The sequence below is a fragment of the Nonomuraea sp. NPDC048901 genome, from assembly GCF_040649695.1.
Lineage (GTDB): Bacteria > Actinomycetota > Actinomycetes > Streptosporangiales > Streptosporangiaceae > Nonomuraea.
The window spans coordinates 40,652-61,099 of the sequence record NZ_JBEZFW010000028.1 but is presented as its reverse complement, the minus strand read 5'-3'; the positions used below and the strand labels follow the sequence as shown (position 1 = coordinate 61,099).

Genomic DNA, 20,448 nt, shown 5'->3' with positions numbered 1-20,448 from the left:
GCATGGTCCGCAAGCTGACCGGGGTGGTCGCGACGCTGCTGGTCACCTCGTTCGTCATCTTCGGGGCGTCGTACGCGGCGCCCGGCGACCCGGTGACGTTCCTGGCGGGCGGCAAGGAGAACCTGACGCCCGAATACCTGGCGGCCGTCCGCGCGCAGTACCACCTGGACGACCCGTTCCTCGTCCAGTTCGGGCGCTGGCTCGGCGACGCCGTGACCGGCGACCTGGGCCGGTCCACGCAGTACAACGACCAGGTGGGCGACCTGCTGGCGGCGCGGTTGCCGAGCACGCTCGGGCTGGTCGCCTACGCGGCCGTGCTGTTCGTGGTGTTCGGCATCGCGCTGGGCGTGCTGGCGGCGGTACGCGGCGGGCGGACAGACGCGGCGGTGGTGGCGGGCACGACGTTCGCCACCTCCGTGCCGCCGTTCGTGGTGGCCACCGTGCTGATCTCGCTGTTCGGCGTCCGGCTCGGCTGGTTCCCCGTCATGGGCGGCGGCTCGCTCTGGCACCTGACCCTGCCGGCCGTGACGCTGGCGCTCGGCGCGCTCGCGATCATCAGCCGGGTCACCAGGCAGGCCATGGTCGAGCAGCGCGAACTCGATCACGTGACCGTCGCCCGCGCCTCCGGGCTGTCCGAGCGGCTGATCGTGGTCAGGCACGTCTTCCGCGGCGCGCTGGGCCCGATCGTGACCATGTGCGGGCTGGTGACCGCCGGGATGCTGGCCGGGACGGTGACTGTGGAGACCGCGTTCGGCCTCAGCGGCATCGGCTCGCTGCTGGTCAACGCGATCAACACGCACGACTTCCCCGTGACGCAGGCGGTGCTGCTGCTCATGGTCACCGCCTACATCGTGGTGACCACGCTGGTGGAGCTGGTCCAGCCGCTGATCGACCCCCGAGCAAGGAGGCGGACATGACCGCCGTTGCCACGCTGTCGCCGCGACCGGCCCGGCCGCTCGGCTACCTGCTCGCCGCCGCCTTCCTCGGCCTGGTCGTGGTCGGCGCGGTGTGCGCGCCGCTGGTCACGCCGTTCGAGCCGGACGCGGTCGACTTCGGCGCCTCGCTCGCGCCGGTCTCGCCCGAGCACCTGCTCGGCGCCGACCAGTCGGGCCGCGACCTGCTCACCCGCATCCTTTACGGCGCCCGCACCTCGCTGGTCGGCCCGCTGCTGCTGCTCGCCATCGCCTCGGCCCTCGGCGTCGCCCTGGGCACGCTGGCCGCCTGGCACCGGGGCTGGGTCGACGCGGTGGTGTCCAGGGTGACCGACGTGATGTACGCCTTCCCCGGGCTGCTGTTCGTGGTGCTGATCGTGGCCGTCTTCGGCAACGGCATGACCACGGCGGTCATCGCGCTGGGCCTGGCCTACGCGCCGACGATCGCCAAGTACACCAGGAGCGTCGCGCTGGCCGAATGCGGCAAGCCGTACATCGACGCCTATCGGGTGCAGGGCATGGGCGGGCTGGCGATCTGCGTGCGCCACCTGGTGCCGAACATGGGGCGCTCGATCGTCGGCTACCTCGTGGTGCTGTTCGGCGAGGGGCTGATGAGCCTGGCCACGCTGAGCTTCCTGGGGTTCGGCGCGCAGCCGCCGTCGTCCGACTGGGGCCTCATGGTCAAGGAGGGGCAGCCGGCGATCGTGCAGGGCGCCTTCCTGCCCGTGCTGGTGCCCGGCGCGGCCATCGCCCTGGTGGTCGTGTCGTTCAACGTGATCGGCGTACGGCTCGCCGACCGCATGGGCGTGAGGGGAATCTGATGCTGCTCTCCGTGGAGGACCTCACGATCGAGGCGGGCGGCCGGCGGCCGATCCTGCGCGAGGTGTCGCTGAGCGTCGGCAAGGGCGAGGTCGTCGGTCTGGTCGGCGAGTCCGGCTCGGGCAAGTCCACGATCGCCCGCGCGGTGCTGCGCCTCCTGCCGCAGGGGGCGCGGGTGTCGGGCCGGGTGCTGGTCTCCGGCGACGACGTGCTCTCGATGAGCCCGGCGGCGCTCAGGGACCTGCGGGCCGCCCAGGTGTCGATGATCTACCAGGATCCGCGCTCGTCGCTCAACCCGGTACGCCGGATCGGCGACTTCCTCACCGAACGCATGGTGCTCACCCTGGGCCGGTCCAAGGCGGAGGCCCGTACGCGGGCGCTGGAGCTGCTGGCCGCCGTCGGCCTGCGTGACCCCGAGCGGTGCGTGCGGCAGTACCCGCACGAGCTGTCCGGCGGCATGCTCCAGCGCGTGGTCATCGCCGCCGCGCTGGCCGCCGACCCCGCCCTGCTCCTGGCCGACGAGGCGACCAGCGCGCTCGACGTCACCACCCAAGCCGAAACGCTCGCGCTGCTGCGCCGGATCCAGGCCGAACGGGAGCTCGGCATGCTGTTCATCACGCACGACCTGCACCTGGCCGCCGCCTACTGCGACCGGGTGCACGTGCTGTACGCCGGTGCGGTGGTGGAGTCGCGGCCGGCCAAGGAGTTGTTCGCGGACCCGCGGCACCCGTACACGGCCGGGCTGCTCGCCTGCACGCCCGAGCTCGGCGACCCGCGCCCGATCCGCCCCATTCCCGGCCGGCCGCCGTCGCTCGACGACGCGTTCACCGGCTGCCCGTTCGCGCCGCGCTGCCCGCACGCCACCGGCGACTGCGACGCCTGGCAGCCGCGGCCCCTGACCGTCGCGGGCGGCTCGGCCGCCTGCCGCCTCGTGGAGGCCTGATGCTGGCCGTAGAGAAGCTCAGCAAGTCCTTCCAGGGCGCCGTGGCCGCCGACGAGGTCTCCTTCGAGCTGGCGCCGGGCGGCTCGCTCGGGCTGGTCGGCGAGTCCGGCTCCGGCAAGACCACGATCGCCCGCATGCTCGTCGGCCTGGTCACTCCCGACTCCGGCACGATCACCGTGGCCGGCCGCCCCCGCGGCCCGAAGGAGCGCGGCAAAGCGGCCAGGCTCCGAAGAGCGCGCGAGATCCAGATGGTCTTCCAGGACCCCTACCTCTCGCTGGACCCCCGGCTGACCGCGACCGAATGCCTGCACACCTCGCTCCGCCTGCACGGCAAGCCGCCCGCCCGCGCCACCGAACTGCTCGATCAGGTGGGCCTGGGCAGCCGCGAGGCCGGCGCGCGCCCGCACCAGCTGAGCGGCGGCCAGCGCCAGCGCCTCGCCATCGCCAGGGCGCTCGCGGTCGAGCCGTCGGTGCTGGTGCTCGACGAGGCCGTGGCCGCGCTCGACGTCTCCATCCAGGCCCAGATCCTGGAGCTGCTGGCCCAGGTACGTCGCGACGCGGGCGTGGCCCTGCTGTTCGTCAGCCACGACCTGGCCGTGGTCCGGCACCTGTGCGAGGAGACGCTGGTGCTGCATCGGGGGGTGGTCGTGGAGCGGGGCCCGGTCGAGCGGGTGCTGGCCGAGCCCGAGCACCCTTACACGCGCCTGCTGCTGGCCTCGGTGCCCGGCCCCGGCTGGGATCCGGCCAAAGTGGTGCGTTGAGCGCACGGTCCAGGTGGTGCGTGGCGCGCGGTCCAGGGGGCGTCAACGCACGGTCCAGATCGCCTTGTTCGCGGTGGCGTAGTCGGTGAAGTCCCGGGCGGGCCGGCCGAGCGCCTGGTGGACGCCGTCGGCGAGGTGCGCGTTGCGGCCGTCCAGGACCTCGGCGAACAGCCCGTTCAGCCCTTCGATCTCGTTCTCGGGCACGCCTTGCTCGCGGGCCCCGGCCGCGAACTCCTCGGCCGTCACCGGCACGTAGACGATGTCCCGGCCCGTCGCCTTGGACAGCTCGGCGGCCACGTCCGTGAACGTGAGCAGCCTCGGCCCGGTCAGCTCGTACAGCTTGCCGCCGTGGCCCTCCTGGGTCAGCGCCGCCACCACGACATCTGCGATGTCGTCCACGTCCACGAACGGCTCGGGCACGTCCGCGATCGGCAGCGCGATGACCCCTTCGAGCACGGGATCCAGCAGGTAGCCCTCGCTGAAGTTCTGCATGAACCAGCTGCACCGCACGATCGTCCAGTCGGCCCCGGACGACTGGACGACCTGCTCGGCCGCCTCGGCCATCGGCTCGCCCCGGCCGGAGAGCAGGACCAGCCGGCCGACGCCGCCGGCCACGGCGAGCGAGGTGAAGGCCTGGATGTCTGCCAGGGCGCCGGGGAAGGCGAGGTCGGGATAGTAGGTCACGTACACGGAGTCGGCGCCGTCCAGCGCGGGCGCCCACGTGGATCGGTCTGTCCAGTCGAAGGGCGGTCGCGCGGAGCGGGAGCCGATCCGCCACGGGTGGTCGAGAACGGTGAGCCTGTTCGCCACGCGGCGGCCGGTCTTGCCCGTGCCGCCCAGCACCAAAGTTGTCATGGCTCAAGTAAGCCGCCGAAGTCTGAGACTCTCCATGGTTGAGAAGCGCAATCCCATATGCGATCGTCTAACCCATGGACCAGCTAGCCGCCCTGCTCGACGGTCCGCGGGCGAGGGGCGCCTTCATGCTCCGCTGCCTGCTGGATCCGCCCTGGTCGCTGCGCATCCAGGACGAGGCCCCGCTCACGGTGGTGGTGATGGTGCGCGGCGAGGCGTGGGTGGTGCCCGATGAGGGGGATGTCGTCCGGCTGTGTCCTGGAGAGGTGGCGATCATTCGCGGGCCCAAGCCGTACACGGTGGCCGACAACCCGGCCACGCCGCCGCAGATCGTCATCCACCCCGGCCAGCACTGCACCACGGTCGACGGGGAGTCGCTCGCCCAGGCCATGGACCTGGGCGTACGCACCTGGGGCAACGCCGCGGACGGCGAGACCGTGATGATCACCGGCGCCTACCTCATGGAGGGAGAGGTGAGCAGGCGGCTGCTGGAGGCGCTGCCCACGCTGCTGGTCCAGCGGGGCGACCCGCTCGTCCCGCTGCTGGGCGCCGAGATCGTCAAGGACCAGCCGGGGCAGGAGGCGGTCCTCGACCGGCTGCTCGACCTGCTGCTCATCTCCGTGCTGCGGTCGTGGTTCGCCACCCACGAGGCGCCGGCCTGGTATCGGGCGCAGAGCGATCCGGTGGTGGGCCGGGCCATGCGGATGCTGCACAACAACCCGGCACACCCGTGGACGGTCGCCGCGCTGGCCGCGCAGGTGGGCGTCTCGCGGGCCTCGCTGGCCAGGCGCTTCACCGAGCTGGTCGGCGAGCCGCCCATGGCGTTCCTGACCGGCTGGCGGCTGGCTCTTGCCGCCGATCTGCTGCGCGAGCCCGACGCGACGGTCGGCTCGGTGGCCAGGCAGGTCGGCTACGGCAGCCCGTTCGCGCTCAGCGCGGCCTTCAAACGGGTACGCGGCGTCAGCCCGCAGGAGCATCGGGGGGCGGTCCGGTGAGACCGCAGCCCGCAGGGGCAGCGGGCGGTCCGGTGAGACCGCTGCTGCTGATCGACGTGGACGGGGTGCTCAACCCGTTCAGCCGGCCCACGCCCGACTTCCGCCGCTACCAGTGCACGGTCGGCGACCAGGTCTACACCGTGCAGCTCAACGCCAGGCACGGCACCAGGCTGCTGGAGCTGGCCCTGGTCACCGGCGCCGAGCTGGTCTGGGCGACGACCTGGGAGCAGCACGCCAACGAGTGGATCGGTCCCCGGCTCGGCCTGCCCGAGCTCCCCGTCATTCCCATGGGACCGGACCAGGGGGGTTTGTACGGGGAAATGTTTAAAACCCCGCACGTAGCCGCTTATGTCGGCCGCAGACCGTTCGTATGGTTCGACGACCAGGTATGGCTGGAGGACGAAGAATACCTCAGGGGCACTCAGGGTCTCGATGATTTCCTGCTCATTCATGTTGATCCGAGACAGGGCCTGACCAGCCAACACCTCGCCCAGGCACACGAGTGGCTGACCCTCTCAGGGTTTTCTCAGGGTGCCTAGTGGGATATCTCCAGCCTGGACATCCGTTTTCCAGATAGGTGCAACCACACGGAGGAAACGATGTACCGCTCACGAGAGCATAGAATCCTGGCCGGCGTCTGCGGCGGTCTCGCCGACAAGATGGGCCTGCCCCCCACCCTCGTCCGGATCCTCTGGCTGCTGCTGTCGCTCATCCCCGGACCGCTCTGGGTGGTCTACGTGGCCATGTGGATCCTCGTCCCCGAGGAGCCGCAGCGCTACTAAGGGCTGTTTCTTAGATCAGGTACGGAGCCAGATGACCAGGGCGGCCAGGGTGACGGTGCCGAGGAAGACGTAGGCGCGTTTGTCATAACGCGCGTCGTACGGTGATCGTTCCATCGCCCGCCTCGTTGGCCGGCTTGGGGCCAGCAGCGGGTGGAGCCGCTCCCACTCGGCGTTTTAAGTCACCACGTCCCACGCTGGTAGGCCGCCTGGTCGGCCACGACGGCGCGGTAGGCGTCGCGTCCGCCGTAACGGGCGATCTGGCGAGGGTTCGCCGAAGAAGCCCGGTTCAGCCGCCGGGCCGGCGCCGGACTTCCGGCCGCCCGCCCTCGCGAGATCACCTCCCGCTCGGCCGCCGAAAGGTGTGCCTTGGCGCGTCGCTGTGGCCGATGGCGGATGCCTCCGGTCTGCGCCAAGAAGCTCCGGACATGGTGCATGGGCACGCCCCATCGAATTGAACGACTCCCCCGCACGCCATCGCTGCCAGTGGACGTCACCCCGGCTCCTGGTCGCCCAGTTCGTCGCTTGTGGGCGTGCAAGGCCTCAACCCGCGCCAGCCGATCTCGCCGTAGAAGGCTTCCGGCTCCTTGTAATGCGCCGCCCAGATCTGGTTGCCGAAGTCGAAATGCCACCACTCGTCGGCATCGCAGCGGAAGCCGGCACCGATCATGGCGTCCCGCAGTCTCCGCCGGTTGTCCCTGACCAGGGAGTTCCCAGGGCGGTCTTCAAAGTAGAGCGCCGCCGACTCGGGACCGAAGTGATCGAAGGCCGTCCCCATGTCGAGCTCTTGTCCAGCCCAGTCCAGCAGTGTCAGATCCACCGCCCCGCCGGTGGCATGGGGAGGGACGCGTCGCGGATCTCCTGGTTCGGTGACGAAGACCTCCGCCTGCTTGCGCAGTTCGGCCTCGTCCATCTCCGGGTGCGTGACTCGAAGGTTCGCGAGGTAGCGCAGGTAGATGTTGCTCTGCACGGACCGCGGCCGACAGCCGTCCCAGATCCTGAAGGTGAGCGGAGCCAGGCTGCGCTGGATGCTGACCAGCATGCGGGCGACCGCATGACGTACGTACATCGCGCTGGTCGGTGACAGGCCCCGCCGAAAATAGGAGGGGGACAGATCGAAGGGGTAGGAACGGAGATCCACCAAGGGATCTCCGTTCTCCCTGATGGCGACGTGCTCGAACTCGACGGCCGTCATCCGTCTGCCGCCGATCGGCAGATGCGCTCGCAGAGCTCGGGAAACGAGACCCCCGACGCCTGCGCGGCCTGAGGGAAGAGGCTGGTCGCGGTCAGGCCGGGCAACGTGTTCACCTCCAGGCACCACAGGTGTCCCGCCTCGTCCTGCCGGAAATCCACGCGGCTGTAGGAGCCCGCCTTGAGGATCTCGTGCGCCCGGCCCGCGAGATTTTGCAGTTCGGCCGTCAATTCCGGGGAAATGCCGGCAGGGAAGATCTCCAGCGCGACACCCGGCTGGTATTTGGCCTCGTAGTCGAAGATCTCCTTGACGCCCAGCTTGATCTCTCCCACAGCCAGCGGCCGTCCGTCGAGGACGCCGACGACGAATTCCCGTCCGGGCACGAAGCGCTCGACGAGCACACCGGCGTCGTGCATTCGGGCGGTCCTGACGGCGTCGTGCAAATCCTGCGGCCTCTTCACCAGGGTCAGGCCGACGGTGGACCCCTGCGCGTTCGGTTTGACGATCACCGGGCTGCTGGGGGTGATCTCGAACGGGATGCCGCCGGGATCGTCATCCGGCTCCAGGAGCACCCAGTCAGGAGTGGGTATGGCCTCCGCACGGAAGAGCCGCTTGCTCAGGTCCTTGTCCATGGCAATGGCGCTGGCGAGGTGGCCGCTGCCGGTGTAGCGCAGCCCCGCCGAGTCCAGGATCGCCTGGATGACACCGTTCTCCCCCGCTCCTCCGTGCAGGGCGAGGAAGACGAGGTCCGCGCCCAGCAGTTCTTCCACCAGCCGGGGCGCCATGCCCACGACGGGCCGCAGGGCCAGGTCAGGCGGCGCGTGTCCCACCGTCGCCGCCAGCACGCGCTCCTCCTCGGCGGAGCTGAGCCGGCCCTTGACGGTGTCGAAGACCTCCACGCTGTGGCCGCGCCCGCGTAGGGCCGGGATGACCTCCGCGGCGGAGGCGATCGAAACGTCACGCTCGGCGCTGGCGCCACCGAGGAGCAGCGCCACGCGCAGCGGCTTGGAGGGCAGGCCCATCAGATCATCTGCCTTTCGAAGGCTTTTACGATTCGGTGGATGTCGTACAACGGCGTCGCGTCCTCCATGAGGAGGACCTCTGTCTGGACAGGTGTCGCGGTGGACCTGCAGGCCGCCATGTAGGCATGGATCGGCTCGAGGAGGTCGCCGGGAACGAGTTCGGGATTGCCCACCACCGCGGTCTTTCCGGCGTTGCGGAGATGGAGCGCGGAAAAGATGTCGTCGTCGCTGGGCGTCAGGCCTGGATCCACGATGGCGAGGTGAACCCCATCGGCCAGCGCGCCTTTCCGCTGAATCACCTGCGCTGCCGTGACGACCTCGACAACGCGGAAGGGCGTTTCTCGTAACGAGGCGATTCCGCTCACCAGAAGGACAGGAACGGAAAATGTCATGCTGCGGCCCGGCGCATGCCCATCAGATCATCTGGCGTCACATCGGTGGTCCACCGCATTGTCAAGGTCTTCATCTCCCCCTGGTCGTACGGCGCGGCCGAATGCCGGGCCCGAGCGTGTGCAGCGATCTTCGAGACCTGAACCTGTATGGCCGGTTCGAACTCGACATGAGCCATCACCTCGGCGTCGGTCTGCCCGGCCCGGGCGGAAGGCCGCGGCGACTCGCTCGCTTGAGCGCACGCTCACGTCGGGACTATTGGGGCCAGCCGTCTACGTCACCGTTGGGCTGCGCCGTTCGACCGGTACATGCATCGTCCATGCGAGCGACCTCTCGACGACCAGCGCCGGGGCATCGATCTCCATCGTCTCGACAAAGTCCATCTGGTCTCCATCAGGCGTGGACCGCGGATACTCCCAGATCAGCGTGCGGCCGTCTGTGAAGTAGTTGGTGCGGAACCGCTTGCGCTGCGGCGGATCAGTGGACTCTCAAAGGACCGCACCGGGTGCGTAGAGGGCGATGTCGTGGCTCGATGTCATGGTCCTGGGGCTCCTCATTCGGGTCGCGCCTCGTGATCAACGAGGAATCAGTCTGGCCGCGAATTAGTTCGACGCGCGCCGAAGTGTCGCCGCACCGCCACGAGTGATGCGTCCGACGCAACGCATCACGGTGTACAAGCGACACCGCCGCTGGTCGGCCGACGGCATATCACCTCCGCCGCCTCCCGCACTGGGCCGGCAAAGGGGGAACGCCTCCGGGGCAAACCGGGGCGATCCGGTGCTGGCCGCGCTGCGTCCTATCCTGGAACGCATGAAGGCAAGGCCGCTGACACTCGTCCAGGATGAGCTCGTCGATTACGACAAGGCGATGGAGCGCATGACCGACCTCGTCGGTGAGCGCCAACGAGACGAGCGGCCGGACACGCTCTGGCTGCTGAGCCACCCGTCGGTCTACACGGTCGGGCGCCGCACGCCGGTGACCCACCTGCCGGACCCGTCGCGCGGCATCCCCGTGGTCGAGACCGGCCGCGGGGGCCAGCTCACCTACCACGGTCCCGGCCAGCTCGTCGGCTACCTCATCGTCAAGCTGGGCGAGGAGGAGGGCATCGTCGACTACGTACGGGAAGTGGAGCTCCGGCTGGTCGAGGCCCTGGGCGCGCTGGGGCTGCCCGCGGAGCGCCGCGACACCCCGCCCGGCTCCGAGCTGCTGACCGGCGTCTGGACATCCGAGACGGGGCGCAAGGTCGCGTCCATCGGGATGCGGCAGAGCCGTGGCGTCACCAGCCACGGCTTCGCGCTCAACGTCGACGGCGACCTGGAGCCGTGGCACTGGGCTGTCGCCTGCGGCATGCCCGACGTGGACATGACCTCGCTCAAGAGAGAGCTGGAGGCCACGTCCATGGACACCGTCCGCGCGGCCGTGGCCACGGCCTTTGAAGCGTCGTAAGCGTCTTAAGGCATGGGCAGTTCGTCGATGGTTCGGCGGGGCCCGGTGAACCAGTGTTTGGCCGACAGCTTCCACCACAGGGCGATGCCGAGCAGCACGACCCCGACCAGGACCGGCGCGTAGTTCACGTCCGTCCAGGTGAAGTTCTCGTTGCCGGGGATCGCTGAGGGCTTGATCGGCATGATGAAGTAGATCGAGATGATCACGATCTCAACGCAGGCGATCCAGCACATGGCCCGATATTTCCGCCCAAGGGTCCACGGGCCGGGCCGGAAGTTGTCGCCCATGCGCAGCCGCAGCCAGATCGGGATGAGGAACGCCAGGTAGAGCCCGATGACCGCGATCGACACGACGGCGAGAAAGGCCACCGGAGTGGTCGAGCCGGCCGGCGCCCAGAGCGCGGGCAGGGTAATCAGCGCGGCCACCACGCAGCCCGCGAGGATCGCGTTGACCGGCGTCCGGTTGCGGTCGACCTTCGACCACAGCCGCCAGCCCGGCACGGCGCCGTCGCGCGAGAACGCGTAGGTCATCCGCGACATCGAGGTCACGCAGCTCATCCCGCAGAAGAACTGACCGATCGTGGAGATCGCGAAGATCGCGGTGGCCAGCGGCGAGGAGAGGGCGGTCTCGAAGATGGCGCCCACGAAGCCGCCCTGCTTGTTGATCTCGTCCACGTTCGTCGCGGCGAACAGGAACGCCAGCAGCAGGATCCAGCCGCCGATCGCCGAGTAGAAGATCGACTGCCAGAGTCCGCGGGCGGCCGCCGTGGAGGCGCCCTGCGTCTCCTCCGACACGTGCGCGCAGGCGTCGAAGCCGGTGATCGTGTACTGCGTGAGCAGGAAGCCCAGCGGCAGCACGTAGAACCAGAATGGTATGCCGCCGTCGCCATCACCGAAGCCGGAGTTGTTGATGGTGTCGGTGAAGACGAAGCCGACCGTCTGGTGGTGGCTCGGCGCGAAGATCAGAATCGCCACCACGATCGCGGCACCCGCCACGTGCCACCAGACCGAGATGTTCTGCAGCATTGAGATGAGCCGGTGGCTGTAGATGTTGATCAGCGCGTGCAGCACCAGAATGATCACGAACAGCAGGAACGCGTTCCCGAGCGAGGCGTCCCAGCCGCCGCCGGTGAGCCGGTTGATGGTGATGTTCAGGAATGTCGCGCAGCCGTAGTCCACCGACGCGGTGACCGCGATGAGGCCGATCAGGTTGAGCCAGCCGGTGAACCAGCCGTGGATCGGCTTGCCCATCGTGGCGGCCCACCAGTAGATGCCGCCCGCCGTCGGGTACGCGGAGACCAGCTCCGACATGCAGAGACCGATGATCAGGATGAAGACGGAGATCAGCGGCCAGCCCCAGGAGATGGCGATGGGACCGCCGTTGTTCCAGGCCTGACCGAAGGTGGTGAAGCAGCCGGCGAGGATCGAGATGATGGAGAAGGAGATGGCGAAGTTGGAGAAACCGCTCCAGGTCCTTGACAGCTCCTGCTTGTAACCGAGCTCGGCGAGGCGCCTGGAATCCTCTTCTGTGGTCATTGAGGTCTCCTTGGGGGGATGCGCGGCGGAGGACTCTCTAGGATTTGGTCTATCTCTAGACCATTTCCATGTCACAGGCAAGGCGTTACAGCGGAGTTTCGAGCTGGTAAGGACCGTTCTTTACCTAAATGTGGACCTCGTCGCTAAATGCGCAGCACAAGCCACGGCGGCGCCCACGGCGTACCAGAACAGGTCGGGCGGGTTGAACGTGCTGCCCAGCAGCGGCCGCAGCAGCGGCGGGATCTCCCAGAGCTGGGCGAACTCGATCGCCCAGCTCAGCGCGGCCGACCCCAGCGCGGCCCACACCGGCCGGACGCGCGGCAGGACGAGCACGACCAGCAGGTAGATCAGGACCGTGTAGAGCGCGTCGCCCGCGTACTTGGCGAACGGTCCGTCCCACAGCAGCCGCACCCCCAGCCCGGCCACGACGGTGACGACAGCGGCGGCGAGCACGGGCCAGCGAGACATTTGGCTCACGTTAGTAGCATCGGCCTACATGAGCGCGACGATGGTGGTCAAGGACCTTGCGGCGGGGCATGGCGAGCGGATCCTGTTCTCGAACCTGGATCTGGTGGTGGCCCCCGGCGACGTCATCGGGCTGGTCGGGGCCAACGGCGCCGGGAAGTCCACACTGCTGCGCCTGCTGGCCGGGATCGATCGGCCCGAGCAGGGCTCCATACGCCTCAGCCCGGCCACGGCCACGGTCGGCCACCTGCCGCAGGAGCCGGAGCGCCGCCCCGGTGAGACGGTCGGACAATTCCTGGCCAGGCGCACCGGCGTCGAGCAGGCGCAGCGGGAGCTCGACGACGCCACCCAGGGTCTGGTCGAGGCGCGGCCGGGCGCCGACGACGCCTACAGCGTCGCGCTGGAGCGCTGGCTCGCGCTCGGCGGCGCCGACCTGGAGGATCGTGCGGCGGAGATCGGGCTGCCGGTGAGCATGGAACAGCCCATGACCTCGTTGTCGGGTGGCCAGGCGGCCCGCGCGGGGCTGGCCTCGCTGCTGCTCAGCCGCTACGACCTGTTCCTGCTCGACGAGCCGACCAACGACCTCGACCTCGACGGGCTCGACCGGCTGGAGGGCTTCGTCCAGGGCCTGCGGGCCGGCACGGTGGTGGTCAGCCACGACCGGGAGTTCCTGGCCAGGACCGTCACCAAGGTGCTGGAGCTGGACCTGGCCCAGCAGCAGATCCACCTGTACGGCGGCGGCTACCAGGCCTACCTGGACGAGCGCGAGGTGGCCAGGAGGCACGCCCGCGAGCGCTTCGAGGAGTACGCCGACACCCGCGCCCAGCTGGAGTCCCGTGCCAGGACGCAGCGGGCCTGGATGGAGAAGGGCGTCAGGAACGCCCGGCGCAAGGCGACCGACAACGACAAGATCGGCCGCAACACGCGCATCGAGACGACCGAGAAGCAGGCCGCCAAGGCTCGCCAGTCGGAGAAGCTCATCGAACGCCTAGAGGTGGTCGAGGAGCCGCGCAAGGAGTGGGAGCTGCGGATGGAGATCGCCGCCGCGCCGCGTTCCGGCGCGGTGGTGGCCACGCTGCGCGGCGCGGTGGTCAGGCGGGGCGCGTTCACACTCGGCCCGGTCGACCTGGAGATCGGCTGGGCCGAGCGGGTGGCGATCACCGGGTCCAACGGCTCGGGCAAGACAACGCTGCTGGCCGCGCTGCTCGGCCGCACCCCGCTCGACGAGGGGCACGCCACGCTCGGGCCCGGCGTGGTGGTCGGCGAGGTGGACCAGGTCAGGGGGCTGTTCGAGGGCGGGGAGCCGCTGCTCGACGCGTTCGGCGCGCAGACGCCGGAGCTGCCGCCCGCCGAGGTGCGGACGCTGCTGGCGAAGTTCGGGCTGCGGGCCGCGCACGTGCTGCGGCCCGCCGACACGCTGTCGCCCGGCGAGCGCACCCGCGCGGCTCTGGCGTTGCTGCAGGCTAGAGGCGTTAATCTACTCGTGCTGGACGAGCCGACGAACCATCTCGATCTCCCGGCGATCGAGCAGTTGGAGTCGGCCCTGTCGAGCTACCCAGGCACGCTGCTGCTCGTCACCCACGACCGGCGGATGCTCGACGCTGTACACGTCGATCGTCGCCTGAGGGTGAGCGACGGGACCGTTCTTGAGTCGGTCTGAAAATTTACACCGCTCAAGGAAACGAAGGTGAAACAATTTTCCGGCACTCGTTGACACGCAGTGTTCGTATGGTGTGCCTTTCTCTACACAGGACACCCCCGCCTGAAGGTGAGGCACAATGAGGAAATGGTTCGCACGCCTGGCTCTGCTGGGCGTAGCGGTATTAGTCGCAGGTCAGGGCCAGGCGGCCCAAGCCGCGGAACCGGCAGCGGGGAAGAAGATCGTCCGCATCGGCGCCACGCAGGCGATGGACTCGATGAACCCGTTCCTGGCGGTCAGGCTGGTCTCGTCGGCGGTCCAGCGCGAGATGTACAGCTTCCTGACCACGCCCGACCCCAAGACGCTGAAGCCCAGCCCGGACCTGGCCGAGTCGTGGACGACCTCGCCCGACGGGCTCACGTGGACGTTCAAGATCCGTAGCACCAAGTGGTCCGACGGTCAGCCGGTCACCGCCGAGGACGCGGCCTGGACCTTCAACAAGGTCATGACGGACGACGCGGCCAAGACCGCCAACGGCCCGGCCGTCGAGAACTTCGAGAGCGTCACCGCCAACGGCCAGGACCTGGTCATCAAGACCAAGGCGCCGCAGGCGTCCATGCTGGAGAATCCGATCCCGATCATGCCCAAGCATGTCTGGGAGAAGGTCACCGACATGGCCAAGTACGAGGCCGACGTCTACCCGGCCGTGGGCAGCGGGCCGTACATCGCGGTCGAGCACAAGAAGGACCAGTTCGTCAAGCTCAAGGCCAACCCCGACTACTGGCGGGGCAGGCCCAAGGTCGACGAACTGCAGTTCATCTTCTATGACAACCCGCAGGCCGCCATCGCCGGTCTGAAGAAGGGTGACATCGACCTGATCGGCCGCATGACGCCGCCGGACTTCGAGTCGATCAAGGGCGACCCCAACATCGAGCAGTGGAACACCCAGGGCCGCCGCGCGGCGTACCTGGAGGTCAACCCCGGCGCCACCACCACGGACAACAAGCCTGTCGGCGACGGTCACCCCGCGCTGAAGGACCCGAAGGTGCGCACCGCGCTGCACTACGCGATCGACAAGCAGAAGCTGGCCGACGAGGTGCAGAGCGGCCTGGCCAAGCCCGCCGACGGTTCGATCATCCCGCCGCTGTACAAGGAGTTCTTCTGGGAGGCCACGGGCGACCAGAAGGTCACCTACGACGTCGCCAAGGCCAACAAGATTCTCGATGACGCCGGCTACAAGAAGGGCGCCGACGGCGTCCGTACGATGCCCGACGGCAAGAGGAAGCTGGAGTTCCGCTTCAGCATCCACACCGACACTCCGATCGAGGACAAGCTCGCCGAATACCTGACGGGCTTCTTCAAGGAGATCGGCGTCACGCTGACCACGGTGAAGCTCGACTCCAGCAAGTTCTCGGAGCAGACGGGCGTCACGGGCCTGTACGACATCGCGATCAGCGGCTGGTCGGTCAACCCCGACCCCGAGGAGGTCCTGGCCACGCACCTGTGCAGCCGCCGGCCCACCCCGTCGGGCGAGGGCGGCGGCACCGAGTCGTTCTACTGCGACCCGACCTTCGAGAAGCTCTACCAGGAGCAGCTCAAGGAGCTCGACCGGGCCAAGCGCGTCGAGATCATCAAGAAGATGCAGGAGCGCCTCTACACCGACGCTCCGGTGATCGCGATCTACTACCCGAACGACCTTGAGGGCTACCGCAAGGACCGCATCACCAGTATCACCCCGGTCCCCGAGGACAAGGGCCTGATCTACGGCGGCAGCAGCGGCTACCCGTTCTACGCCATGGACGTCAAGGCCACCGGCGGCACCAGCGCGGCCGGCAGCGACGGCGGCTCCAACACCGGCCTCATCGCCGGCGTGGTCGGCGGCGTGGTGGTCATCGGACTCGTGGCCTTCCTCTTGACCCGGCGTCGCAAGAGCGTCGCCGACGAGCGCGAATGACCACACCGCTCGAAGCAGCGGAGCCCGCCGTCCAGGCGGCGGGCTCCGGTGATGACCGCCCCGCCTACCGCGGCACGCTGAAGTACGCGCTGTCGAAGGTCGGCGGGGCGTTGTTCAGCATCGCGATGGTGATCGTCGGCACGTTCTTCGTGTTCCGGCTGCTGCCCGGCGACCCCGTGCGCAACCTGGCGCAGGGCCGCAACATGACCCCGACGCAGCTCGCTCTGGAACGGCACCGGCTCGGCCTGGACAAGTCGCTGATCGACCAGTTCTTCGACTTCGTCGGCAAGACGCTCCACCTCGACCTGGGCACCTCGTACGAGTACAACCGGCCGGTCCTCAGCCTCATCGGCGAGCGCTTCCCCGCGACGCTGCTGCTCGCGGGCGGGGGCCTGGTCATCGCGGTCGGCCTCGGGATCTGGCAGGGCCAGCGGGCCGGATGGCAGCGCGGCAGCCGCTTCGACCAGGTCTCCACGGGCGTCTCGCTGGTGTTGTGGTCCATGCCGACGTTCTGGCTGGGGCTGCTCCTGCTCATGGTGTTCGGCGTCGGGATCGGGCCGATCCCCGGCCTGTTCCCCACCCGGGGCATCGAGAGCGTGGACGCGCCCGACGGCTTCGCCTACGTGCTCGACGTCGGCATGCACATGGTGCTGCCGTGCCTGACCCTCGTGGCCGTGGTCTACGCCCAATACCTGCTGGTCATGCGCTCGTCGCTGCTGGAGGAGGTCAGCCAGGACTACGTGAACGTGGCCCGCGCCAAGGGCCTGCGCGACGACCAGGTGCGCCGCCGCCACGCGGTCCCCAACGCGCTGCTGCCGACGGTGACGCTGGTCTTCATGCGCATCGGCTTCGTGGTCGGCGGCGCGGTCACCGTCGAGACGATCTACAGCTGGCCGGGGCTCGGGCAGCTGTTCTACGAGGCGGTCAGGGTGCCTGACTTCACACTCATGCAGGGCACGTTCATGCTGATCACGGTAGCCGTGATCCTCATGAACACGCTGGCCGACGTGGTCTATCACATCATCGACCCGAGGGTGAGGTCGGCATGACCGCCGTGGCCACGTCTCGCAGGCGTCTGGCGCTCGGCCGCTTCTGGCGGAGTTTCCGTCAGGAGCGGGCCGGAATGGCCGGGCTGGTGGTGCTCGTCGCCGCGGTCCTTCTGGCGCTGGTCGCGCCCCTGTTCATCAGCGACGGCGTGACCAGCGTGGTGTCCGGCACGGGCGCCAAGTGGGCGGCGCCCAGCCTCGCGGAGCCCTTCGGCACCGACGAGTCCGGCCGGTCCGTCCTGCTGATGGTCTGGTGGGGCTCGCGTACCTCGCTGCTCATCGGCTTCCTCGCCGCCCTGCTGAGCATCGTGATCGGCATGGTCATCGGCATCGCCGCCGGGCACTTCCGCGGCTGGATCGGGGCCGTGCTCATGCGGGTCACCGACTGGTTCCTGGTGCTGCCCTCGCTGATCACGGCACTGGTGCTGGCGGCCATCCTGGGCGGCAGCACGGCCACGATCATCGTGGCCATCGGCATCACCACCTGGCCGTCCACCGCCCGGCTGATCAGGTCTCAGACGCTGTCCGTCGAGGCCAGGCCGTACATCGAGCGGTCCAAGGCGCTCGGCGGCGGGCACTGGCACATCACCACCCGGCACGTGCTGCCGAACGTGGCGCCGCTGCTGCTGGCCAGCACCACGCTGGAGGTCGCCAGCGCGATCGTCACCGAGTCCACGCTGGCCTTCCTCGGTGTCAGCTCGAACAAGACCTCCTGGGGCACGATGCTGCGCGCGTCCTACGACTTCGGCGCCGCCACCCAGGGCGCGTGGTGGTACATCCTCATTCCCGGCCTCTGCATCCTGGCCGTCGTCATGGCGTTCACGCTGGTGGGACGCGCGCTGGAGGCCGTGCTCAACCCGCGACTCAGGAAGGCGGGCGCATGACTCTCCTCGAACTCGACGACCTCTCGGTGACCTACCGGATCGCCTCCGGCGAGGTGCCCGCCGTACGGGGAGTGTCGCTGAAACTGGAGTCGGGCGCGGCGCTCGGGGTAGCCGGTGAGTCGGGATCCGGCAAGTCGACACTGGCCATGGCGCTGCTGCGGCTGCTGCCGCGTGACGCCCGCGTCGGCGGCCGGATCCTGCTCGACGGCGAGGACATCCTGGCCATGAAATGGGGCCGCATGCGCGCGGTCCGCTGGGCCGAGGCGTCGATCGTCTTCCAGGGCGCCCAGCATGGTCTCAACCCGGTCCGCAAGATCGGCGACCAGATCGCCGAGCCGCTGCTGGTGCACAACCTGGCCAAACCCGACCAGGCCGGCAAGCGGGTGGCCGAGCTGCTCGAACAGGTCGGCCTGCCCGCCTGGCGGGCCCGCAGCTACCCGCACGAGCTGTCCGGCGGCCAGCGGCAGCGCGTGATGATCGCGATGGCCCTGGCCTGCTCGCCCCGGCTGATCATCGCCGACGAGCCGACGACCGCGCTCGACGTGATGGTCCAGGCCCAGGTCCTGACGCTGATCAAGGAGCTGATCGCCGAGCGGAACATCTCGCTGATCATGATCTCGCACGACCTGTCGGTGCTCGCCGACGTCTGCGGGCAGCTCGCGGTCATGTACGCGGGTCGCGTCGTGGAGCACGGCCCGTCGCGCGAGGTGTTCCACGAGGCCAAGCACCCCTACACGCGGGCACTGGCGGCGGCGTTCCCCACGGTCGGCGACCCGGAGTCGCGGCTGGCGCCCAAGGGCCTCGGCGGCGATCCGCCGGACCCAATGGACCTGCCCACCGGCTGCGCCTTCCATCCGCGCTGCCCGGTGGCGCTGGAGGAGTGCGCGACCCTCGATGTCGAGCTCTGGCCCGCGGGCGACAGCCGTACCGCTGCCTGCGTGCACGTACGGGCGAAGGAGGAGGCCTCATGACCGAGACGGAGACGTCCTCGGAGACCGTCGCCACGGGGCACAAGACCCTGCTGGAGGCCCGTGACCTGCACGTGGAGTTCCCGTCGCGCGGGCGGCGGGCCCGCGCGGTCGACGGGGTGAACCTGGCGATCGGCGCCGGCGAGATCGTGGCCCTCGTCGGTGAGTCCGGCTGCGGCAAGACCACGCTGGCGCGCACGCTGATGGGCCTGGAACGGCCCACTTCGGGGACGGTCGTCTATGACGGTACGCCGCTGGACTACCACTCCAAGGCGCTCAAGGCGTACCGGAAGGCCGTGCAGCTGGTCCTGCAGGACCCGATGGGCTCGCTGAACCCGCGGCACACCGTCTACGAGGCGGTCGCCGAAGGACCGCGCATCCACGGCCTGTCCGGCGAGCGGGAGATCGTGGCCGAGGCGCTGTCCAGGGCCGGGCTGCGGCCTCCTGAGCGGTTCTTCCTGCGCTACCCGCACGAGCTGTCGGGCGGTCAGCGTCAGCGCGTGGTCATCGCCGGCGCGCTGGCCCTCAACCCGAAGGTGCTGGTCGCCGACGAGCCGGTGGCCTCGCTGGACGCCTCGGTGCGGGGCGAGATCCTCGCGCTGCTGCTCCGGCTCCGCGCGGACCTGGGCCTGTCGGCCTTGGTCGTCACCCACGACCTCGGGCTGGCCTGGAACATCGCCGACCGGGTGGCGGTCATGTACCTCGGCCGGATCGTCGAGGCGGGGCCGGTCGAGCAGGTGCTGACCGCGCCGCGCCATCCGTACACGCAGGCCCTGATGTCGGTGCTGCCGGAGTCACCCGAGCGGATCGTGCTCACGGGCGAGCCGCCGGACCCGACGCGGATCCCGGGCGGCTGCCGCTTCCACGCCCGCTGCCAGGTGCTCGCCTCCGGCAAGGCGGCCGAGGCGGGGGTGGACGCCAAGTGCAGGTCGCAGCGGCTCGACATCCTGCCCGCCACGCCGGCCGCGCGGGCGGCCTGCCATTACGCGGAGCTCAGCGCTTGAATGCCGTGGCGTGCTCGGCGGCCCACTGGGCGAAGGAACGCGGTGCCCGGCCGGTGACCTGCTCGACGGTCGGGACCACCGTGTAGCCGATCTCGGGGGTATTGCCGAGCGCGCCGATGAGGAACTCGATCGTCTCCGCGCCCATGCCGTCGGCGCGCCACTTCGCGCGGGCCTCGGCCTCGGAGAGTTCGACGAAGCGGATCTCCTGGCCGACGGCGTCGCTGAGGATGCGCACCTTCTCCGTGGTGGTGATGGCCTGCGGCCCGGTCAGCGGGTACGTCTTCCCTGCGTGACCATCGCTCGTCAGCACGGTGGCCGCCACCGCGGCGATGTCACGCTCATGCACCATGGCGCTGAGCCGGCTGCCGAACGGCTCCCTGATGGCGCCCTCGGCCTTGATCGTCTGGGCCCACCACTGGAGCGTGTTGGACATGAACTCGACCGGCGTCAGCAGCGTCCACTCCAGCTCACTGGCGGCCAGGGCCTGCTCCAGCGGGCCGTCGGCGCGCCCGCCCAGGACGGTGACCTTGCGCACGCCCGACTTGACGGCCAGCTCCACGATCTGCTCGCCGGTCTTCAGCGGCGCGTAGTCGTCGCCGGCGAAGTTGATGAGGTGAACGGCCGCTACACCCTCGAAGGCGGTCGTGAGGCTGCCCGGCTCGGCCAGGTCCCCGGCGACGACCTCCACGCCCTCGGGCAGGTCGGCCTTGGCCGGGTCGCGGGTCAGGGCACGCACCTGGTGGCCGTTCCGGGCGAGCTCGTCGACGATGAGGCGGCCGACGGTTCCGGTGGCACCGGTGACGAGGATCGTCATGACAGGCT

General features: G+C 69.3%; 22 protein-coding genes. 14 read left to right on the top strand and 8 right to left on the bottom strand.

The window, feature by feature from the left end:
* Positions 1-2: 2 nt before the first annotated feature.
* From AB0C30_RS53220 to AB0C30_RS53205, 4 genes are read left to right on the top strand one after another with little or no spacing between them, the layout of a single operon-like run.
* Positions 3-917, top strand: coding sequence for an ABC transporter permease (locus AB0C30_RS53220; protein ID WP_357959134.1), 915 nt, complete (start codon positions 3-5; stop codon positions 915-917).
* Positions 914-1,753, top strand: a complete 840-nt coding sequence (locus tag AB0C30_RS53215; RefSeq protein ID WP_357959131.1) for an ABC transporter permease — start codon at positions 914-916, stop codon at positions 1,751-1,753. Before AB0C30_RS53220 ends, AB0C30_RS53215 begins: the two co-directional genes overlap by 4 nt.
* Complete coding sequence (locus AB0C30_RS53210; protein ID WP_357959128.1) at positions 1,753-2,694, top strand: ABC transporter ATP-binding protein; 942 nt, start codon at positions 1,753-1,755, stop codon at positions 2,692-2,694. Before AB0C30_RS53215 ends, AB0C30_RS53210 begins: the two co-directional genes overlap by 1 nt.
* The gene (locus AB0C30_RS53205) at positions 2,694-3,455 is read left to right on the top strand and encodes an ABC transporter ATP-binding protein (RefSeq protein ID WP_357959125.1); all 762 of its coding nucleotides are present in this window, start codon (positions 2,694-2,696) and stop codon (positions 3,453-3,455) included. The genes AB0C30_RS53210 and AB0C30_RS53205 overlap by 1 nt, the downstream gene beginning before the upstream one ends.
* 42 nt (positions 3,456-3,497) lie before the next feature.
* Here AB0C30_RS53205 and AB0C30_RS53200 read toward each other — a convergent pair whose 3' ends face one another.
* The gene (locus tag AB0C30_RS53200; RefSeq protein ID WP_357959122.1) at positions 3,498-4,310 is read right to left on the bottom strand and encodes an NAD(P)H-binding protein; all 813 of its coding nucleotides are present in this window, start codon (positions 4,308-4,310) and stop codon (positions 3,498-3,500) included.
* Between the two features lie 74 nt (positions 4,311-4,384).
* On the opposite strand from AB0C30_RS53200, the gene AB0C30_RS53195 reads away from it, so the two are divergent.
* Genes AB0C30_RS53195 through AB0C30_RS53185 form a run of 3 tightly spaced genes read left to right on the top strand, consistent with a single transcriptional unit; the run spans position 4,385 to position 6,084 of the window.
* Complete coding sequence (locus AB0C30_RS53195; protein WP_357959119.1) at positions 4,385-5,302, top strand: AraC family transcriptional regulator; 918 nt, start codon at positions 4,385-4,387, stop codon at positions 5,300-5,302.
* 32 nt (positions 5,303-5,334) lie between these two features.
* Positions 5,335-5,841 carry an HAD domain-containing protein gene (locus tag AB0C30_RS53190; RefSeq protein ID WP_357959116.1) on the top strand — a complete coding sequence of 169 codons (507 nt, stop codon included), beginning with the start codon at positions 5,335-5,337 and terminating at the stop codon, positions 5,839-5,841.
* Between the two features lie 60 nt (positions 5,842-5,901).
* Positions 5,902-6,084 (top strand): PspC domain-containing protein, encoded by a 183-nt coding sequence (locus AB0C30_RS53185; protein ID WP_357959113.1) that lies wholly within the window; start codon positions 5,902-5,904, stop codon positions 6,082-6,084.
* 179 nt (positions 6,085-6,263) lie between these two features.
* On the opposite strand, the gene AB0C30_RS53180 is transcribed toward AB0C30_RS53185, so the two are convergent.
* The 4 genes from AB0C30_RS53180 to AB0C30_RS53165 are packed head-to-tail and all read right to left on the bottom strand — an operon-like array spanning position 6,264 to position 8,660.
* Complete coding sequence (locus AB0C30_RS53180; RefSeq protein ID WP_357959110.1) at positions 6,264-6,518, bottom strand: hypothetical protein; 255 nt, start codon at positions 6,516-6,518, stop codon at positions 6,264-6,266.
* A gap of 56 nt (positions 6,519-6,574) precedes the next feature.
* Positions 6,575-7,276 (bottom strand): M15 family metallopeptidase, encoded by a 702-nt coding sequence (locus AB0C30_RS53175; protein WP_357959107.1) that lies wholly within the window; start codon positions 7,274-7,276, stop codon positions 6,575-6,577.
* Positions 7,273-8,295: a D-alanine--D-alanine ligase gene (locus tag AB0C30_RS53170; RefSeq protein WP_357959105.1), complete on the bottom strand. Its 1,023-nt coding sequence runs from the start codon at positions 8,293-8,295 to the stop codon at positions 7,273-7,275. The genes AB0C30_RS53175 and AB0C30_RS53170 overlap by 4 nt, the downstream gene beginning before the upstream one ends.
* Positions 8,295-8,660 carry a hypothetical protein gene (locus AB0C30_RS53165; RefSeq protein WP_357959102.1) on the bottom strand — a complete coding sequence of 122 codons (366 nt, stop codon included), beginning with the start codon at positions 8,658-8,660 and terminating at the stop codon, positions 8,295-8,297. The genes AB0C30_RS53170 and AB0C30_RS53165 overlap by 1 nt, the downstream gene beginning before the upstream one ends.
* 835 nt (positions 8,661-9,495) lie before the next feature.
* On the opposite strand from AB0C30_RS53165, the gene lipB reads away from it, so the two are divergent.
* Positions 9,496-10,131, top strand: a complete 636-nt coding sequence (gene lipB, locus AB0C30_RS53160; protein ID WP_357959099.1) for a lipoyl(octanoyl) transferase LipB — start codon at positions 9,496-9,498, stop codon at positions 10,129-10,131.
* Between the two features lie 5 nt (positions 10,132-10,136).
* Here the strand turns inward: lipB and AB0C30_RS53155 are convergent, their stop codons facing one another.
* Together AB0C30_RS53155 and AB0C30_RS53150 are read right to left on the bottom strand one after the other, a co-directional pair.
* Complete coding sequence (locus AB0C30_RS53155) at positions 10,137-11,666, bottom strand: amino acid permease (protein WP_357959096.1); 1,530 nt, start codon at positions 11,664-11,666, stop codon at positions 10,137-10,139.
* Positions 11,667-11,786: 120 nt separating this feature from the next.
* Entirely contained in the window at positions 11,787-12,134 is a 348-nt protein-coding gene (locus tag AB0C30_RS53150) for a DUF2809 domain-containing protein (protein WP_357959093.1), read from the bottom strand.
* A gap of 28 nt (positions 12,135-12,162) precedes the next feature.
* On the opposite strand from AB0C30_RS53150, the gene AB0C30_RS53145 reads away from it, so the two are divergent.
* The 6 genes from AB0C30_RS53145 (at position 12,163) to AB0C30_RS53120 (ending at position 19,626) form a co-directional block, all read left to right on the top strand.
* The gene (locus AB0C30_RS53145) at positions 12,163-13,791 is read left to right on the top strand and encodes an ABC-F family ATP-binding cassette domain-containing protein (protein WP_357959090.1); all 1,629 of its coding nucleotides are present in this window, start codon (positions 12,163-12,165) and stop codon (positions 13,789-13,791) included.
* A gap of 118 nt (positions 13,792-13,909) precedes the next feature.
* Entirely contained in the window at positions 13,910-15,724 is a 1,815-nt protein-coding gene (locus AB0C30_RS53140) for an ABC transporter substrate-binding protein (protein WP_357959087.1), read from the top strand.
* Positions 15,721-16,773: an ABC transporter permease gene (locus AB0C30_RS53135; RefSeq protein WP_357959084.1), complete on the top strand. Its 1,053-nt coding sequence runs from the start codon at positions 15,721-15,723 to the stop codon at positions 16,771-16,773. The genes AB0C30_RS53140 and AB0C30_RS53135 overlap by 4 nt, the downstream gene beginning before the upstream one ends.
* On the top strand, positions 16,770-17,654 hold the full coding sequence (locus AB0C30_RS53130) for an ABC transporter permease (protein WP_357959081.1): 885 nt from the start codon (positions 16,770-16,772) through the stop codon (positions 17,652-17,654). The genes AB0C30_RS53135 and AB0C30_RS53130 overlap by 4 nt, the downstream gene beginning before the upstream one ends.
* Entirely contained in the window at positions 17,651-18,625 is a 975-nt protein-coding gene (locus AB0C30_RS53125) for an ABC transporter ATP-binding protein (protein ID WP_357959078.1), read from the top strand. Before AB0C30_RS53130 ends, AB0C30_RS53125 begins: the two co-directional genes overlap by 4 nt.
* Positions 18,622-19,626 (top strand): ABC transporter ATP-binding protein, encoded by a 1,005-nt coding sequence (locus AB0C30_RS53120; RefSeq protein ID WP_357959075.1) that lies wholly within the window; start codon positions 18,622-18,624, stop codon positions 19,624-19,626. The genes AB0C30_RS53125 and AB0C30_RS53120 overlap by 4 nt, the downstream gene beginning before the upstream one ends.
* On the opposite strand, the gene AB0C30_RS53115 is transcribed toward AB0C30_RS53120, so the two are convergent.
* The gene (locus tag AB0C30_RS53115) at positions 19,616-20,440 is read right to left on the bottom strand and encodes an NAD(P)H-binding protein (RefSeq protein WP_357959072.1); all 825 of its coding nucleotides are present in this window, start codon (positions 20,438-20,440) and stop codon (positions 19,616-19,618) included. The genes AB0C30_RS53120 and AB0C30_RS53115 overlap by 11 nt on opposite strands.
* Positions 20,441-20,448 lie beyond the last annotated feature (8 nt).

Bases quoted from the DNA above. Each gene is read 5' to 3' on its own strand.
- AB0C30_RS53220 (WP_357959134.1), top strand. From the start codon at position 3: ATGGTCCGCAAGCTGACCGGGGTGGTCGCGACGCTGCTGGTCACCTCG.
- AB0C30_RS53215 (WP_357959131.1), top strand. From the start codon at position 914: ATGACCGCCGTTGCCACGCTGTCGCCGCGACCGGCCCGGCCGCTCGGC.
- AB0C30_RS53210 (WP_357959128.1), top strand. From the start codon at position 1,753: ATGCTGCTCTCCGTGGAGGACCTCACGATCGAGGCGGGCGGCCGGCGG.
- AB0C30_RS53205 (WP_357959125.1), top strand. From the start codon at position 2,694: ATGCTGGCCGTAGAGAAGCTCAGCAAGTCCTTCCAGGGCGCCGTGGCC.
- AB0C30_RS53200 (WP_357959122.1), bottom strand. From the start codon at position 4,310: ATGACAACTTTGGTGCTGGGCGGCACGGGCAAGACCGGCCGCCGCGTG.
- AB0C30_RS53195 (WP_357959119.1), top strand. From the start codon at position 4,385: ATGGACCAGCTAGCCGCCCTGCTCGACGGTCCGCGGGCGAGGGGCGCC.
- AB0C30_RS53185 (WP_357959113.1), top strand. From the start codon at position 5,902: ATGTACCGCTCACGAGAGCATAGAATCCTGGCCGGCGTCTGCGGCGGT.
- AB0C30_RS53180 (WP_357959110.1), bottom strand. From the start codon at position 6,518: ATGCACCATGTCCGGAGCTTCTTGGCGCAGACCGGAGGCATCCGCCAT.
- AB0C30_RS53175 (WP_357959107.1), bottom strand. From the start codon at position 7,276: ATGACGGCCGTCGAGTTCGAGCACGTCGCCATCAGGGAGAACGGAGAT.
- AB0C30_RS53170 (WP_357959105.1), bottom strand. From the start codon at position 8,295: ATGGGCCTGCCCTCCAAGCCGCTGCGCGTGGCGCTGCTCCTCGGTGGC.
- lipB (WP_357959099.1), top strand. From the start codon at position 9,496: ATGAAGGCAAGGCCGCTGACACTCGTCCAGGATGAGCTCGTCGATTAC.
- AB0C30_RS53155 (WP_357959096.1), bottom strand. From the start codon at position 11,666: ATGACCACAGAAGAGGATTCCAGGCGCCTCGCCGAGCTCGGTTACAAG.
- AB0C30_RS53150 (WP_357959093.1), bottom strand. From the start codon at position 12,134: ATGTCTCGCTGGCCCGTGCTCGCCGCCGCTGTCGTCACCGTCGTGGCC.
- AB0C30_RS53145 (WP_357959090.1), top strand. From the start codon at position 12,163: ATGAGCGCGACGATGGTGGTCAAGGACCTTGCGGCGGGGCATGGCGAG.
- AB0C30_RS53140 (WP_357959087.1), top strand. From the start codon at position 13,910: ATGAGGAAATGGTTCGCACGCCTGGCTCTGCTGGGCGTAGCGGTATTA.
- AB0C30_RS53135 (WP_357959084.1), top strand. From the start codon at position 15,721: ATGACCACACCGCTCGAAGCAGCGGAGCCCGCCGTCCAGGCGGCGGGC.
- AB0C30_RS53130 (WP_357959081.1), top strand. From the start codon at position 16,770: ATGACCGCCGTGGCCACGTCTCGCAGGCGTCTGGCGCTCGGCCGCTTC.
- AB0C30_RS53125 (WP_357959078.1), top strand. From the start codon at position 17,651: ATGACTCTCCTCGAACTCGACGACCTCTCGGTGACCTACCGGATCGCC.
- AB0C30_RS53120 (WP_357959075.1), top strand. From the start codon at position 18,622: ATGACCGAGACGGAGACGTCCTCGGAGACCGTCGCCACGGGGCACAAG.
- AB0C30_RS53115 (WP_357959072.1), bottom strand. From the start codon at position 20,440: ATGACGATCCTCGTCACCGGTGCCACCGGAACCGTCGGCCGCCTCATC.